Below are 14,999 nucleotides of genomic sequence, written 5' to 3'. Positions count from 1 at the left end.
AGGGCTCTAGACCGTCAGGACGGAGGACAGCTCACGCTCACCCAGCGCCGCGCGCCCGTCGAGGCCCGCGATCTCGACGACGACGTCGACCGCGACGACGATGCCTCCGAGCCGCTCCACGAGCTCGCACGTCGCCGCCGCGGTGCCACCTGTCGCGAGCACGTCGTCCATGATGAGGACGCGGGTGCCGGGCTCGAACGCGTCGGCGTGGATCTCGATCGTCGCGTGGCCGTATTCCAGCGCGTAGCTGGCCTGCTGGGTGGCGCCGGGCAGCTTGCCCTGCTTGCGCACCGGCACGAAGCCGACACCGAGGGCGTAGGCGGTGGCGGCGCCGATCATGAACCCGCGCGCCTCGACACCCACGACGATGTCCACCCTGTCGCGGTAGCGGTCGACGACGTCGTCGATGACCGCGGCGAACGTCGTGTGATCGGCGAGCAGGGGCGTGAAGTCCTTGAAGACGACGCCGGGTTCGGGAAAGTCCTGGACGTCCCGCAGCTTGGCAGCGACGAGCGAGGCGAGCGAGTCGGTCACGAGCCCAGAGACTACCGTGCCGCCCGGCCCCCGCTTCGAGAGCGGGCGGGCCGGGCGGCACGCGGTCTCACTTCTCGCCCTGGTCCTTGCGGCGACGACGGGCGTCGCGCCTGCCCTCGTCGCGTTGAGCGCGTTGAGCGTAGGGGTGGATCGGGCGGCCGGTGGCCGTGATCCCCCCGTCGCTCGCCGGCGACCGGGACTCCTGGGCCGACGCATCGGTCATCGAGGTGGTCACCGGCCGTTGGACGACGCCCACGCCGGAGGACGACCCACCGGGCGCAGGCCGAGGGCGGCCCTGGGTCTCGGCGACGGTCTGCTCGTAGGACTCCCCGTGCATCCGGTGCCGCTCGACCCGCTCGCGCAGCGCACGCACCGACTTCTCCCCCCGGCGCAGGTCCACGAGGATCGGCGGCGCGAGGAAGATCGAGCTGTACGTACCCACCGCGATGCCGACGAACAGCGCCAGCGACAGGTCGCGCAGGGTTCCCGGGCCGATCACGGCCCACGACATGACGAGGATGACGGCGACGGGCAGCAACGCCACCACCGAGGTGTTGATCGAGCGCACGAGGGTCTGGTTGACCGCGAGGTTGACGGCCTCGTCGTAGGTCATCGTGCCCCGCCGGAACGCCTCGGCCGTGTTCTCTCGCACCTTGTCGAACACGACCACGGTGTCGTACATCGAGTAACCGAGGATCGTGAGGAACCCGATCGCCGACGCGGGGGTGACCTCGAACCCGGCGACCGCGTAGATGCCGACCGTGAACACGATGTCGTGGACGAGGGCGACGATCGCCGCCACCGCCATCTTCCACGTGCGGAAGTACACCGCGAGCACGACCGAGACGAGCACGAGGAAGAGCAGAAGAGCCCGAATCGCGTCGTTCGTCACCGACTGACCCCACGACGGACCGATGACCGAGCTGGTCACGCTGTCGGGATCGACGTGGAACTCATCGGCCAGACCGTCGCGCACGTCGATGGCCCGCCGGTCGTCGAACCGCTCGGTCTCGACCCGCACGCTGTCGGTGCCGACCCGCGTCACCTTGGCCTGATCGACCTTGCCCACCTTTTGGACGACCGTGCTCGCCCGGGACTCGAAGTTCTCGAAGTTCGTGACGCCGGGTACACGGAAGTCCGACCCGCCGGTGAACTCGATGCCGAGGTTGATGCCGCCACGGAGGACGAGCCCGCCGATGGTGAGCAGGAGGAGCACCGCCGAGGCGACGTACCACAGCTTGCGACGACCGATGAAGTCGATCGATCGCTGCCCGGTGTAGAGGTCGTTGCCCCATTCGCTGAACCGGCTCATGCCCGCTCCCCCTTCGTTCCGGTGGCGATCGGGTCGTCGGCGCCCTCCAGGCCGCCTGCGGGGTCGAACCGGGTCGCTCCGCCGGCAGCGCCTTCTGGACGTCGGGTCGCGCCGCGGACGATGCGGCCGCGCCCGACGTAACGCGTGCGGTCGACCCCGAGAGTGTCGGCCGACAACCCCGACCAGCGGTGTCCCTGGCCGAAGAACTTCGTCCCGGTGAGCAGGAGCAACATCGGGTGGGTGAACCAGAACGTGACGAGCAGGTCGATGATCGTCGTGAGCATGAGCATGAACGCGAATCCGCGCACGTTGCTCGCCGCGAGCACGTAGAGCACCAGCGCCGCGAGGAAGTTCACCGCGCCCGAGATGACGATCGTGCGCCGCGCTCGCAGCCAGCCGGTCTGCACGGCCGACGGTACGGCCCGCCCGTCACGCACCTCGTCACGGACGCGTTCGAAGTAGACGATGAACGAGTCCGCGGTCGTGCCGATCGCGACGATCGCGCCGGTCACACCCGCCATGGTGAGACGCAGGTTGTACTGCCACCCCATGAGCACCATCGTCAGGTAGGTGACGACGGCGACGAGCAGCAGCGAGGCCGTCGTGACCAGGCCGAGCATCCGGTACTGCCAGAGGAAGTAGAGGATGACGAGGCCGAGACCGATGGCGCCCGCGACGAGGCCGAGACGCAATTGGTCGCCACCGACGGTCGGGCTGATCTGCTCGGAGCTCTGCACGGTGAACGACATGGGCAGGGCACCGAACTTCAGCTGGTCGGCGAGCAGTTTGGCCGTGTCGGCGTCGAAGTTGCCGCTGATGGCCGCGTTTCCGTCGGGGATCGGGCTGGAGAAGTAAGGGGCCGAGACGACGCGGTTGTCGAGCACCGTCGCGAGCTGGTTGCGCGGCTGCTGCAACCCGAGCATGTGCGTGCTGACGACCCGGTACAGCTCGCGGGCCCCGGGCTTCATCTCGAGGTTGACCTGGAAGCCGGGCATCGGCTGGCCCTGGTTGTTCACCTGGTTGCCCGAGGACGCGTCGGCGAGCTGGTCGCCGTCGATGACCGCCGGCCCGAGGAGGTACTTGGCCTGGCCCTCGGTGTCGCAGGCGACGATCGGCAGGTCGGGGTCCTCCTTCGTGGGGTCGGACTCGGCCGGCTGGGTGCAGTCGAGCTGCTGGATCTCCTCGACGTACTGCGGGTTCTGCAGCCACGCCTCGTTGGTCGCGTACTCGATGAGCTTCTGCGGGTCCTGCCGCTCGGCCGGCGTGATGCGGGTGAGGCCGGGTGCGACCTCCTCGAGCTTGGGCTGGTGCAGCAGGTCGGGCTTGGGGCTCGGCGCGGGCGACGGCTGCGAGGGGGCGGTCGCGGCGGGAGTCGCCGTCGGCGTCGCGGCCGGCCGTGCGCCGACGCGCTGGAGCTGCGGCGGGGCCACGGCGTTCGCCGTCTTCGTGGGCGCAGGCGTGGCCTTCGCGCTGGGCTTGGCGGTGGTCTTCGCGGTGCCGGTCGGCTTGGCCGTCGGCTTCGGGGCCGACGTGGCCGTGCCGGGCGCGGGGGTACCGCTGGGAGCCGGCGTGCCCGTGGGTGCTCCGCTCGGCGTGGGCGCGGGAGCCTGCTCGACCGGAATGACGGCGAGGACGGGGCGGAACCGCATCTGGGAGGACTGCCGCAGCGCCTCTTCCTGCGCCTTGGTCATCTCGCCGGGCACGGCGACGACGACGTTCTGGCCGAGGGTCGCGACCTCGGCCTCCGCCACGCCCTGCCCGTCCACGCGGGCCCGCATGATGTCGACGGCCTGGGCGAGCTGTTGCTCGTTGACGCGCTGCCCCTCCCCGACCTGCGGCGCGAGCACCATCTGAGTGCCGCCTTCGAGGTCGAGGCCGAGCTTGGGGGACCACTGACCGCCGGCCCACTGCACGGTGGAGAAGACGCCGACCACGAGGGCCAGGAGAACCGCGGCCATCGCGCCCAGGGCCCTCCAGGCGCTGCGGGAGGTCGAGGAGGTCGCCATGCTCAGGCCTGCTCGTCGGTGGTGTCGGGACGAGGCGACCGCTCGTGCGGGGAGGCGTCGTCGACACGCGCGGCGCCGGCACCGAACGCCGGGACGTCGCTCGTTCGACCGGAGATCGAGCGTCGGTCCACGCGAATGACGACACCGGGGCTGACCTCGACCCCGAGCAGGGGGCCCTCCACGGTGGTCAGTCGACCGACGATGCCGCCGACGGTGAGGATCTCGTCGCCCGCGGCGAGAGAGGACTGCATCGTGGCCACCTCACGCTGCCGGCGGCGTTGGGAGAGGATCATCCACACCATCACCAGCACGAGGAACAGCAGGGGTAGCAGGCCGAAAATTGAATCCATGAGGTCCTCGTCGTCGGGTCATCGGGTGTCGTGTCGGTCGCCACGCTCGTCCGGACACGCTGCGGCACCGGGCCGCCGCGCGAGGGATGAGCGCCTCCCCCGGCACCATCTGACGGTGCCCCGCAGCGAGGCACCCGGTCGAGTCTAGGTGACGCTCAGGCGCATACGCCAACGTGCCGCGCCGCGCGAGGTGAACGTCCGAGGCGGGGGCGAGATTTCCGACCGGGGCCGGATCCAGGCCGCATTCGTCCTGGTCGGGCGTCCACCGGTCAGCTCTCGTCGAGGGGAAGCGGCGGCTGAACACCGCCGTTCGCCGCGTTCGGCGACCCCGGTGGGGGCCGCAGGCCGAGGTGGTCCCAGGTCTGCGGCGTGGCCACGCGTCCGCGCGGGGTTCGCACCATGTACCCCTCGCGCACGAGGTAGGGCTCGGCGACCGTCTCGACGGTGTCGGACTCCTCGCCGACCGCCACCGCCAGCGTCGAGAGGCCGACCGGGCCGCCGGAGAACCGTCGGCACAACGCCTCGAGCACGGCACGGTCGAGCCGGTCGAGGCCGGAGTGGTCGACGTCGAAGAGGGTGAGGGCCGCCTGCGCCGCGTCGAGGTCGACGACGTGTCTGCCGTGCACCTGCGCCCAGTCCCGCACCCGGCGCAACAGCCGGTTGGCGATGCGGGGAGTGCCGCGCGACCGGCGCGCGATCTCGTGGATGCCGGCCGCCTCGGCCTCGATGCCGAGCAGGCGGGCCGAGCGCAGCAGGATCGCCTCGAGGTCGGCGGTGTCGTAGAAGTCGAGATGCCCGGTGAAGCCGAACCGATCGCGCAGCGGCGCGGGCAGCAGGCCGGCGCGGGTCGTGGCGCCGACCACGGTGAACGGCGCGAGCTCGAGCGGGATCGCCGTGGCACCGGGGCCCTTGCCGACGATGATGTCGACGCGGAAGTCTTCCATCGCGAGATAGAGCATCTCCTCGGCCGGCCGGCTCATGCGATGGATCTCGTCGAGAAAGAGCACCTCACCCTCGGTGAGTGAGGAGAGGATCGAGGCGAGGTCGCCCGCGTGCTGGATGGCCGGTCCGCTCGTCACGCGGATGGGCGCCTCGAGCTCGGCCGCGGTGATCATCGCCAGCGTGGTCTTGCCCAGGCCGGGGGGACCCGAGAGGAGGATGTGGTCAGGCGGGGCGCCGCGCCGGCGCGCGGCCTCCAGCACGAGGGAGAGCTGCTCGCGCACTCGCGGCTGACCGGGGAACTCCTCGAGTCGCCGCGGCCGTAGCGCCGCCTCGACCCGCTGCTCGTCGCCCTCGACGGCGGTGGGGTCGACGATGCGCGCGCTCGCGTCGTACGAGCCGTCGGCCTCGGACTCGATCGGGTCGTCGGGGTGGTCGTACGCGCCGTCGAGAGGGCTCATCGCCCGAGCTCTCGCAACGCGGCCTTGAGCAGGGCGGGCACGCTCGTCTGCTCCCCGTCCCGGGCGAGCACGGCGTCGATCGCGCCATCGGCCTGCCTGGCGTTCCATCCGAGCCCGACGAGGGCCTCGCGCACCGGGTCGCGCCGCGCGGCCTCCGGCTGCGGCGTGGGCGCGGCAGCCGACGCTGCGCCGACGGCCTCGGGCTCGGCGATCTTGTCGCGCAGCTCGAGCACGATGCGCTCGGCCCCCTTCTTGCCGATGCCCGGCACCTTCGTGAGCGTGCGCACATCCCCCGAGGCCACCGCCAGCCGCAACGTAGGCGGATCGAGCACGGCGAGCATGGCCAGGGCCAGCCGGGGGCCGACACCCGAGACGGTCTGCACCTTCTCGAAGAGATCGCGTTCGTCGCCCGTCGCGAACCCGAACAGCGTGAGGGAGTCCTCGCGCACGACCAGCGAGGTCGACAGCCTCGCCTCACCACCGACGCGTTGGGCCGCGGCCGTGGCAGGCGTGGCGAACACGGTGAACCCGACTCCCCCGACCTCGACGACGACGCGGTCGAGGCCGACGTGGGCGACGGATCCGGTGAGGGTGCTGATCATGGCCTGCTTCCTGGGACGCTGCGGACGCTCGTGCGCACGGTACCCGGCAGGCCCGACAACCCTTCCACTCCCCGCGCCACGATCGCACTGCCCCCGGTCTGCCCGCTCCGTCCGGCCTGACCTGCCCGACCTGCCTGACCGGCCTGACCTGCCTGACCGGAGGCTCCGGCCTGCTGTCGCTGCGCCGCCTCCCGGATCGCGGCCCGCTGCCGAGCCGCCTGGCGTTCGGCCTCCTGACGTTGCGCCGCCTGCCGGCGGGCCAGCTGGGCGGCGCGAGCCGATCGCGGACCCCCGGATGCGGCGACCGCCTCGTCGATGCGCGACTGCGCGCCGCCGCGCCAGACGTGGCAGACGGCAAGGGCGAGCGCGTCGGCGGCATCGGCCGGCTTCGGGGGGTCGGCGAGGCGCAGGATGCGGCTGATCATGGCGGTGACCTGCGCCTTGTCGGCCCGGCCGTTGCCGGTGACCGCGGCCTTCACCTCGCTCGGAGTGTGCATCGCGAGCGGCAGCCCGCGAGCGGCGGCGGCGAGCATGGGGATCGCGCTGGCCTGGGCCGTGCCCATGATCGTGCTGACGTCGTGCCGGGCGAAGACGCGTTCGACGGCGATCGCGTCGGGCTCGTACCGCTCCACCCACCGCTCGAGCTCGGCCTGCAGAGCGAGCAGCCGCTGCGGCACCGCCTCCCCGGTCGGAGTTCGTATCACCCCCACGGCGACCATGCGCAACGGCCGCCCGACTCCCCCGTCGACGACCCCGAGACCGCACCGCGTCAGACCGGGGTCCACGCCCAACACCCGCATGGTGCGCCCCTCACTCGCCGCACGCCACGGCCGGATCGATCGACGGACAACTGTTCGATCGCCACTGTACGGCGTGCCCCGGTCACGAGCCTGCACCGCCACACCCGCCCCCACGCGCCGAGACAGCCGCCGATTCCGGCCCTACCCGGCATCCGCGACGAACGCGGATGCCCGTGGCCGGAAACGGCGGCTGTCTCGGCGCGGGTCTCAGTCCTCGCCGAGCTCGGCGGCGACCTCGTCGGAGACGTCACCGTTGGCGTAGACGTTCTGCACGTCGTCGCTGTCCTCGAGGGCGTCGATGACGCGCATCATCTTGCGCGCGCCCTCGGCGTCGAGGGGGATCTCCATGCTGGGGACGAACTCGGCCTCGGCGGAGTCGTAGTCGATGCCCGCGCCGACGAGCGCCGTACGGACCGCGACGAAGTCGCTCGCCTCGGACTCGATGCGGAACGCATCGCCGTAGTCCTCGACCTCCTCGGCGCCGGCGTCGAGGACGATCTCGAGCAGCGCGTCCTCGGTGGTCTCCCCGTCCTTCTGCGCCTTGGGCACCATGACCACGCCGCGGCGGTTGAACAGGTAGCTCACCGAGCCCGGGTCGGCGAGGCTGCCGCCGTTGCGGGTGAGCGCGACCCGCACCTCGGTGGCCGCGCGGTTGCGGTTGTCGGTGAGGCACTCGATGAGCACCGCGACGCCACCGGGTGCATAGCCCTCGTACATGATCGTCTGCCAGTCGGCCCCGCCGCCCTCGGCTCCCGAGCCGCGCTTGACGGCGCGATCGATGTTGTCGTTGGGCACCGACGACTTCTTCGCCTTCTGGATCGCGTCGTACAGCGTCGGGTTTCCTGCCGGGTCACCTCCGCCGGTGCGCGCGGCGACCTCGATGTTCTTGATGAGCTTGGCGAAGAGCTTGCCGCGCTTGGCGTCGATGGCCGCCTTCTTGTGCTTCGTCGTCGCCCACTTGGAGTGACCGCTCATCGTGCATCTCCTGACTGCCGGCGCCTGCCGGCCTTCGTCTCGCGTACCTGCGGCATCGACCCCCGCGCTCGGCAGGGGGACGCCGGGGCCCGGGGCCGATCCCGGGCACACATCGAAAAGGCCTTGTCGAATCCTACGGCTCGGCACACGTACCGGGGAAACCGGCACGTTCCGGCCCGGCGCGAACCCGAGACGAGCGCGGGACGAGCCCCCGTGGCGAGCGGCCGACCGGGGTCACCGGTCAGCCGCGGGCCATCCGCAGGAACATCTCGTGGACACGCAGGTCACCGGTCACCTCCGGGTGGAACGACGTCGCGAGCGCAGCCCCCTGGCGCACCGCGACGGGTCGTTCGACGCCGTCGATCTCGACCGAGGCGAGCACCTCGACCGAGTCACCGACCTCCTCGACCCAGGGCGCCCTGATGAACACCGCCCGCAGCGGTGCGTCGAACCCCGCGTCGGCGACGTCGAGGTCGGCCTCGAACGAGTCGACCTGCCTGCCGAAGGCGTTGCGTCGCACGCGCATGTCGATGCCGCCGAGAGTCCGCTGCCCGCGGTGGGCCTCCACGAGCCGGTCGGCGAGCAGGATCATCCCGGCGCACGAGCCGTAGACGGGCAACCCCTCGGCGATGGCCGCCCGCAGAGGCTCGAACAGGTCGAACGCCCGCAGGAGCTTGTCGATCGTCGTCGACTCGCCGCCGGGCAGGACGATGCCGTCGAGCGCGTCGAGTTCCCCGGGGCGCCGGACGAGAACGGTGCGTGCGCCGCACTCGGTGAGGGCGGCGGCGTGTTCGCGCACGTCCCCCTGCACGGCGAGCACGCCGATGGTGGGTCGGTCTGTCACGTCGCAGATGGTAGGCCCCGGCGTCGAGCCGGCCGTGGCCGGGCGGCCGCGACGGACCCGAGGCGTGGCCGGAGGCAGGGCGCTGTGCCGGCCCCGGCACCCGACGGGCGGCCTCGATGTCAGAACTCGAGGTCCTGCGCGTGCTGCAGGGCCGGGTGGGCGGCCTTGTTGCGGGCGACGAACGGCCAGCAGGCGGCGACGACGATCATGAACAACGCGGCGGCCGCGAGCACCTTGAGTTGGAACCCGCCCGGGCCCGGTGAGAGCACCATGATGACGACGATCCCGGCGAGCGAGACGAGGCCGAACCACGCCGTGAACGGGGCCCCGGGCATCGGGAAGCTCGTCGGCGCGACGATGCCGGCGTCGATCCGCCGTCGCAGGGCGATCTGGCAGGCGAAGATCGTCCCCCAGGTCCAGACGATGCCCACGGCTGCGGTCGCGACCGCGATCTCGAAGGCCTGCTGGGGCAGGACCATGTTGAGCAGCACGCCGAGGAAGTAGACGAACGAGGTGAGCAGGATGCCGCCGGCGGGCACACCGCCCTTGGTGAGGGCGCGGGTGAACTTCGGCGCCTCCCCCGCCATCGACAGCGAGCGCAGAATGCGCCCGGTGGAGTAGAGGCCGGAGTTGCACGACGACAGCGCGGCGGTGATGACGACGAGGTTCATCGCGTCACCGATCCACGGAACGCCCATGGCGCCGAACGCGGTGACGAACGGGCTCTCACCGGCCTTGTACGACGTGTACGGCAGCAGGCAGGCGAGCAGGAAGATCGAGCCCACGTAGAAGAACGCGATGCGGTAGACGACGGCGCGGATGGCCCTGGGGATGACGCGCTCGGCGTCGGCGGTCTCACCGGCGGCGGTACCGACGAGCTCGATCGTCGAGTAGGCGAAGACGACGCCCTGCATGACGAGGACGAACGCGAGCACGTCGCCGTGGGGGAAGAACCCGTCGGGGTAGGTGAGGTTGTGCAGACCCGCGGTGTGGCCCCCCACCTGCGCGCCGATGACGATGAGCACGAGCGCGACGACGATGAACGCACAGATCGCGAAGACCTTGAGCAGTGCCGCCCAGAACTCCAGCTCACCGAACGCCTTGGCCGACAGGAGGTTGACGACGAGCACGATCGCCAACGCCACGAGAGCGGGAATCCATTGCGGCAGGTGAGGCAGCCATTTGGAGACATAGGTGGCGATGGCGGTGATCTCGGCGATACCCGTCATCATCCAGTTGAGCATGTACATCCAGCCCGCGGCGTAGGCCCATTTGTCGCCGTAGAACTCGCGGGCGTAGGAGACGAACGAGCCCGAGGATCGGCGGTACATGACGAGTTCACCGAGTGCGCGCATGAGGAAGAACGCCACGACACCGCAGAAGACGTACGAGAGGATGAGGGAGGGCCCCGCCGTGGCGAGTCGCCCACCGGCGCCGAGGAAGAGGCCGACCCCGATGGCCCCGCCGATGGCGATCATCTGCACCTGACGGTTGGTCAGGGTCTTGTGATAGCCCGCGTCTCCTGCGTCGGTGACGTGAAGTCCACCGTCGCCGATGTGTTCGTGTCCGGCGGGTGTGGGCGTGGCGGGAGCGACCATGGAGCACCTCATCGTGGATCCAGAATTCGAGTGCCCTGACGGTAATCCCGCCGAAATACCCGAAGCCACGCCTCCCGACGAAATTGGATCTCGAATCTGGGACGCCGGAATTCACCCGAACGGATCGTTCCCCGCGGCCGGCGCCGCCCGGCTCCCAGAGGCCCCGGGCTACCTCGCGCTACTCCCTGTTACTCGGTGCTACGCCCTGTTACTCGGTGCGGCGCTCCCCCGACAGTCGCCGCACCAACAGGTACTCCCGGGAGCCGGAGACGCTGACGACGTCGGAGTCGGCCTCCTGCAACTCGGCGACGACCCACGGGTGCTGTTCGTGGACGACCGGCTGTTCGCGGACGACCTCCCAGCCCTCGTCACCCATCTCGTTGAGGGCACTCATCGGCGAGTTGACCTCACCGATCTGCAGGCTGTGCCCGGCCCGGGTGGTCACCCGGCGAAAGTAGGTGGGGCCGCTGCGGCGGTGCGCGATGCCGACGATCATCTCTTGGTACTCGAACCGGTCGTGGCCGGAGACGGCGATGTGGGTCATACCCGCCCATCGGCAGATATGACCCACACCACGAGCCCGGACGCACAACCGGTGTTCGCCCGGCGGCGGCTCGTCCCGAGACCGGAACGACCGACCGGCGACCGGTCGTGCTCGCGTGGATTACCAGCCGCGCTCGGCGAGACGGTGGGGCACGGGGATGTCGTCGACGTTGATGCCGACCATGGCCTCGCCCAGGCCGCGGCTGACCTCGGCGATGGTGTCGGGGTCGTCGAAGAACGTCGTGGCCTTGACGATGGCGGCGGCACGCTGCGCCGGGTTGCCGGACTTGAAGATGCCGGAGCCGACGAAGACACCCTCGGCGCCGAGCTGGCGCATCATCGCGGCGTCGGCCGGGGTGGCGATGCCGCCCGCGGTGAACAGGACGACGGGCAGTTTGCCGGCCTCGGCGACCTCCTTGACGAGGTCGTAGGGGGCCTGGAGCTCCTTGGCGGCGACGTAGAGCTCGTCGGGCTCCATCGCGCGCAGCCGGTTGATCTCGGCGCGGATCTTGCGCATGTGGGTGGTGGCGTTGGAGACGTCGCCGGTGCCGGCCTCGCCCTTCGAGCGGATCATCGCCGCGCCCTCGGTGATGCGGCGCAGGGCCTCGCCGAGGTTGGTGGCACCGCAGACGAACGGCACCGTGAACTGCCACTTGTCGATGTGGTTGCTGTAGTCGGCGGGCGTGAGCACCTCGGACTCGTCGATGTAGTCGACACCGAGGCTCTGCAGCACCTGCGCCTCGACGAAGTGACCGATGCGGGCCTTCGCCATGACCGGGATCGAGACGGCCTCGATGATGCCGTCGATCATGTCGGGGTCGCTCATGCGGGAGACGCCGCCCTGGGCGCGGATGTCGGCGGGCACCCGCTCGAGCGCCATGACCGCGACGGCGCCGGCGTCCTCGGCGATCTTGGCCTGCTCGGGGGTGACGACGTCCATGATGACGCCGCCCTTGAGCATCTCGGCCATACCGCGCTTGACCCGTGCGGTGCCGGTGGCGGAACCGGCCGCGGCGGTGTCGGGGGTGGTGGGGTCGGCGTCGCGGTTGTCGACTGAGGTCACGGAAAACTCACTTCGTACGTCGGGATGGCCGGCGCGGTTCGTGCGCCCGGCCGCGTCATTCTACGTGCGGGGACCGGTCGCTCAGGTGCGGTATCAGGAACGCGGGAGGGCCTGCTGTTTGACGGCCCACATGCGCTGGACCACGGTGATCGCGCTGGCCGCGGCGAGGATGGCGAGGACGACGGTGAGCACCGTGTCGGGCCAGTCGAACAGGCCGGTCAGCCCCGTGGCGACGAGGACGACGACGAGGCGGTCGGCGCGCTCGGCGATCCCGCCTTTGGCCTCGAAGCCGAGCCCTTCGGCGCGGGCGCGGGCGTAACTGACGAGGAAGCCGAACACGAGGCAGGCGAGCGCGAACCAGGCGGTGAGGATGCCGTCGTGGTGCCCGGCGAAGTAGAGCAGGAGGCCGCCGAACACCGCGCCGTCGCCGAGCCGGTCGAGGGTGGAGTCGAGGAACGCGCCCCACGGACTCGTGCGTCCGGAGATGCGGGCCATGGTGCCGTCGAGGGTGTCGGAGAACACGAAGACCGTGACGACGATCGTGCCCCAGAAGAGCTCGCCTCGCGGGTAGAAGAGCAGCGCTCCGGCGACGACGCCGATGGTGCCGACGATGGTGACGGTGTCGGGTCCGACACCGATCTTGAGCAATGCCTGGGCGAGCGGGGTGAGGAGGCGGCGGACGAAGGCCTGCGCGAATCGGCTCAGCATGGTGGCGTCAGAGTAACCGCTCGCCATGACGCGGGCGTTTCCACGCGTGTCGCGGCGACGGGACCTCTGGGGTGGTCGGGGGGCCTGACCGGGACGAACATCGGTCGTGACCAAGGTCCTGCCCGACCCCTTCGGTCGAGGCGCACAGTGAGCTATGGGCAGACAAGACCACACCACCGGATCCCCCGTCGTCACCTCACCCGAGGCCCTGCGCAACGTCGTGCTCGTCGGACCGAGCGGGTCGGGCAAGACCCGCCTCTTCGATCATCTGGTCGCGACGACCACGCCCGGGTACCGTCCCCCGGCGCGTGACGGCAGCCGGTCGACCGCCCTCGAGGTGGCGTCGGTGACGAGCGGCGATCTGGTGGTGAACCTCATCGACACCCCCGGTTACCCCGACTTCGTCGGTGAGCTGCGCGCGGGGCTGCGCGCGGCGGACGCCGCGGTGTTCGTCATCTCGGCGGCCGAGGGCGTCGACGCTGCGACGCGCACCCTGTGGCACGAGTGCAAGCAGGTCGGGGCGCCGCTGGCGGTCGTGCTCACCAAGCTCGACACACCGAACGCCGACTTCGAGTCGGCGATCGCCGACTGCCAGGTCGCCTTCGGCGAGGGGGTCATGCCGCTCGGCGTGCCCGTCCTCGGCGCCGACAACGCGCTGGAGAACATCGTCGACCTCGTCCTCGGCGAGGTGCACGACTACACCGGCGCCGACCGGGTCGTGCGACCCACCGGCGAGGAGCACATCGGCTTCTTCGACGCCTATCACGCCCCGCTGCTCGAGGGCATCATCACCGAGGCCGAGGACGACACCCTGCTCGACCGGTACCTCGGGGGCGAGGAGATCGGCTTCGAGGTCGTCGAGGACGCGCTGCTGACGGCCGTGGCACGCGGCTCGTTCCACCCGGTCGTTCCGGTGAGCGTCACCACGGGCGCGGGGATCGACGTGCTCCTGCACCTCATCGGGGCGGCGTTCCCGCCGCCCACGGGAGCGCACCGGCCCAAGGCCTACACGATCGCGGGCGCCGATGCGCCGACGATCGAGGTGAGCGCCGACGCCCCACTCGTCGCCGAGGTCGTGCGCACGACGACCGACGCCTACGTCGGCCACGTCGCCCTCGTCCGCATCTTCGCGGGCACGATGCGCCAGGACGACGTCGTCCACGTCTCCGGGCATCTCGGCAGCTTCACCGGCCACGAGGTCGCCGGCCACCCCGACCACGACGACGATGTCCGGGTCGGGCCGCTCGCCTCCCCGCTCGGCGACACGCTCCGACCGACGGCGAGCGCGATCGCCGGTCAGATCGTCGTCGTCCAGAAGCTGCCGAGCGCGGCGACCTCCGACACGATCAGCGCCAAGGACCGCCCGGTGGTCGTCGAACCGTGGACCATGCCGGAGGCGCTGCTGCCCACCGCGGTCAAGGCCGCCACCCGAGCCGACGAGGACAAGCTGCCGGGAGCCCTGCAGCGCCTCGCCGCCACCGATCCCGCCCTGCGGGTCGAGCACAACGCCGAGACCTCCCAGGTCGTGTTGTGGACCATGGGCCAGACCCATCTCGATCTCGTTCTCGGCCGCCTCGCCGAGGAACTCGACGTGAGCGTCGAGGTCGTCCCCCTGCGGATCGCGCTGCGCGAGACGTTCGTCGGTCCGGCGACCGCCAAGGGCCGACACGTCAAGCAGAGCGGTGGTCACGGGCAGTACGCGATCTGCGACCTGACGATCGAGCCTCTCGAGCGCGGCGGCGGGTTCGAGTTCGTCGACAAGGTCGTGGGCGGCTCGGTGCCGCGGCAGTTCATCCCGAGCGTCGAGAAGGGTGTGCGCGCCCAACTGGAGAAGGGCATCGTCGCGGGATACCCGATGGTCGACGTGCGGGTCACCCTCTTCGACGGCAAGGCGCACTCGGTCGACTCCTCGGACGCGGCGTTCCAGATGGCGGGTGCCCTCGCCCTCAAGGAGGCCGCCGCGCAGGCGGGGACGACGGCGCTGCTCGAACCGATCGACCTGCTCACGGTCACCGTGCCCGACGATCACCTCGGCGCGGTGATGACCGACGTCAGCGGCCGACGTGGACGCATCCTCGGCAGCGACCAGGCCGGGCAGGAGGGCTTCACCGTCGTCAAGGCCGAGGTGCCGCAGGTCGAGCTCACGCGCTACGCGGTCGAACTGCGCTCGCTGACCCAGGGCGCAGGTTCGTTCGAACGCGAGATGATCGGCTACGAACTCATGCCGACCCACCTCGTCGCCGAACTCGCGACCGCGAGTTGAT

At 70.8% G+C, this 14,999-nt stretch carries 13 protein-coding genes and 1 pseudogene; 1 reads left to right on the top strand and 13 read right to left on the bottom strand.

Features of this window, described 5'->3' with window-relative positions; genetic code table 11:
* Positions 1 to 6: 6 nt before the first annotated feature.
* The 13 genes and pseudogenes from BN1197_RS14270 to pgsA form a co-directional block, all read right to left on the bottom strand.
* The gene (locus BN1197_RS14270; RefSeq protein ID WP_040160765.1) at positions 7 to 534 is read right to left on the bottom strand and encodes an adenine phosphoribosyltransferase; all 528 of its coding nucleotides are present in this window, start codon (positions 532 to 534) and stop codon (positions 7 to 9) included.
* Between the two features lie 67 nt (positions 535 to 601).
* Positions 602 to 1,846 carry a protein translocase subunit SecF gene (gene secF, locus BN1197_RS14265; RefSeq protein ID WP_040160764.1) on the bottom strand — a complete coding sequence of 415 codons (1,245 nt, stop codon included), beginning with the start codon at positions 1,844 to 1,846 and terminating at the stop codon, positions 602 to 604.
* Positions 1,843 to 3,852: a protein translocase subunit SecD gene (secD, locus tag BN1197_RS14260; RefSeq protein WP_052466772.1), complete on the bottom strand. Its 2,010-nt coding sequence runs from the start codon at positions 3,850 to 3,852 to the stop codon at positions 1,843 to 1,845. Before secD ends, secF begins: the two co-directional genes overlap by 4 nt.
* Positions 3,853 to 3,854: 2 nt before the next feature.
* Complete coding sequence (yajC, locus tag BN1197_RS14255; RefSeq protein WP_052466771.1) at positions 3,855 to 4,202, bottom strand: preprotein translocase subunit YajC; 348 nt, start codon at positions 4,200 to 4,202, stop codon at positions 3,855 to 3,857.
* A gap of 269 nt (positions 4,203 to 4,471) precedes the next feature.
* Positions 4,472 to 5,602 carry a Holliday junction branch migration DNA helicase RuvB gene (gene ruvB, locus BN1197_RS14250; protein ID WP_052466770.1) on the bottom strand — a complete coding sequence of 377 codons (1,131 nt, stop codon included), beginning with the start codon at positions 5,600 to 5,602 and terminating at the stop codon, positions 4,472 to 4,474.
* Positions 5,599 to 6,204: a Holliday junction branch migration protein RuvA gene (gene ruvA / locus BN1197_RS14245; protein ID WP_040160763.1), complete on the bottom strand. Its 606-nt coding sequence runs from the start codon at positions 6,202 to 6,204 to the stop codon at positions 5,599 to 5,601. Before ruvA ends, ruvB begins: the two co-directional genes overlap by 4 nt.
* Positions 6,205 to 6,520: 316 nt before the next feature.
* Positions 6,521 to 7,004 (bottom strand): annotated as a pseudogene (gene ruvC, locus BN1197_RS17890) (crossover junction endodeoxyribonuclease RuvC); the annotation flags it as partial.
* A gap of 207 nt (positions 7,005 to 7,211) precedes the next feature.
* On the bottom strand, positions 7,212 to 7,979 hold the full coding sequence (locus tag BN1197_RS14235) for a YebC/PmpR family DNA-binding transcriptional regulator (RefSeq protein ID WP_040160762.1): 768 nt from the start codon (positions 7,977 to 7,979) through the stop codon (positions 7,212 to 7,214).
* A 241-nt stretch (positions 7,980 to 8,220) separates the two neighbouring features.
* Positions 8,221 to 8,823, bottom strand: a complete 603-nt coding sequence (gene pdxT, locus BN1197_RS14230) for a pyridoxal 5'-phosphate synthase glutaminase subunit PdxT (RefSeq protein WP_040160760.1) — start codon at positions 8,821 to 8,823, stop codon at positions 8,221 to 8,223.
* A 119-nt stretch (positions 8,824 to 8,942) separates the two neighbouring features.
* On the bottom strand, positions 8,943 to 10,421 hold the full coding sequence (locus tag BN1197_RS14225; RefSeq protein ID WP_245851953.1) for an amino acid permease: 1,479 nt from the start codon (positions 10,419 to 10,421) through the stop codon (positions 8,943 to 8,945).
* Between the two features lie 208 nt (positions 10,422 to 10,629).
* The gene (locus tag BN1197_RS14220) at positions 10,630 to 10,965 is read right to left on the bottom strand and encodes a hypothetical protein (protein WP_040160758.1); all 336 of its coding nucleotides are present in this window, start codon (positions 10,963 to 10,965) and stop codon (positions 10,630 to 10,632) included.
* A gap of 120 nt (positions 10,966 to 11,085) precedes the next feature.
* Positions 11,086 to 12,027, bottom strand: coding sequence for a pyridoxal 5'-phosphate synthase lyase subunit PdxS (gene pdxS / locus BN1197_RS14215; protein ID WP_040160756.1), 942 nt, complete (start codon positions 12,025 to 12,027; stop codon positions 11,086 to 11,088).
* Positions 12,028 to 12,120: 93 nt separating this feature from the next.
* Positions 12,121 to 12,735 carry a phosphatidylinositol phosphate synthase gene (pgsA, locus tag BN1197_RS14210; RefSeq protein WP_040161429.1) on the bottom strand — a complete coding sequence of 205 codons (615 nt, stop codon included), beginning with the start codon at positions 12,733 to 12,735 and terminating at the stop codon, positions 12,121 to 12,123.
* A gap of 154 nt (positions 12,736 to 12,889) precedes the next feature.
* Between pgsA and BN1197_RS14205 the strand changes: the two genes are divergently transcribed.
* Positions 12,890 to 14,998, top strand: a complete 2,109-nt coding sequence (locus BN1197_RS14205; protein ID WP_040160754.1) for an elongation factor G-like protein EF-G2 — start codon at positions 12,890 to 12,892, stop codon at positions 14,996 to 14,998.
* Position 14,999 lies beyond the last annotated feature (1 nt).

Source organism: Mobilicoccus massiliensis (genome assembly GCF_000826525.2).
GTDB classification, from domain to species: Bacteria; Actinomycetota; Actinomycetes; order Actinomycetales; family Dermatophilaceae; genus Mobilicoccus; species Mobilicoccus massiliensis.
This window is presented reverse-complemented; position numbering and strand designations above follow the sequence as displayed.

Bases quoted from the DNA above. Each gene is read 5' to 3' on its own strand.
- secF (WP_040160764.1), bottom strand. From the start codon at position 1,846: ATGAGCCGGTTCAGCGAATGGGGCAACGACCTCTACACCGGGCAGCGA.
- secD (WP_052466772.1), bottom strand. From the start codon at position 3,852: ATGGCGACCTCCTCGACCTCCCGCAGCGCCTGGAGGGCCCTGGGCGCG.
- yajC (WP_052466771.1), bottom strand. From the start codon at position 4,202: ATGGATTCAATTTTCGGCCTGCTACCCCTGCTGTTCCTCGTGCTGGTG.
- ruvB (WP_052466770.1), bottom strand. From the start codon at position 5,602: ATGAGCCCTCTCGACGGCGCGTACGACCACCCCGACGACCCGATCGAG.
- ruvA (WP_040160763.1), bottom strand. From the start codon at position 6,204: ATGATCAGCACCCTCACCGGATCCGTCGCCCACGTCGGCCTCGACCGC.
- BN1197_RS14235 (WP_040160762.1), bottom strand. From the start codon at position 7,979: ATGAGCGGTCACTCCAAGTGGGCGACGACGAAGCACAAGAAGGCGGCC.
- BN1197_RS14225 (WP_245851953.1), bottom strand. From the start codon at position 10,421: ATGGTCGCTCCCGCCACGCCCACACCCGCCGGACACGAACACATCGGC.
- BN1197_RS14220 (WP_040160758.1), bottom strand. From the start codon at position 10,965: ATGACCCACATCGCCGTCTCCGGCCACGACCGGTTCGAGTACCAAGAG.
- pgsA (WP_040161429.1), bottom strand. From the start codon at position 12,735: ATGCTGAGCCGATTCGCGCAGGCCTTCGTCCGCCGCCTCCTCACCCCG.
- BN1197_RS14205 (WP_040160754.1), top strand. From the start codon at position 12,890: ATGGGCAGACAAGACCACACCACCGGATCCCCCGTCGTCACCTCACCC.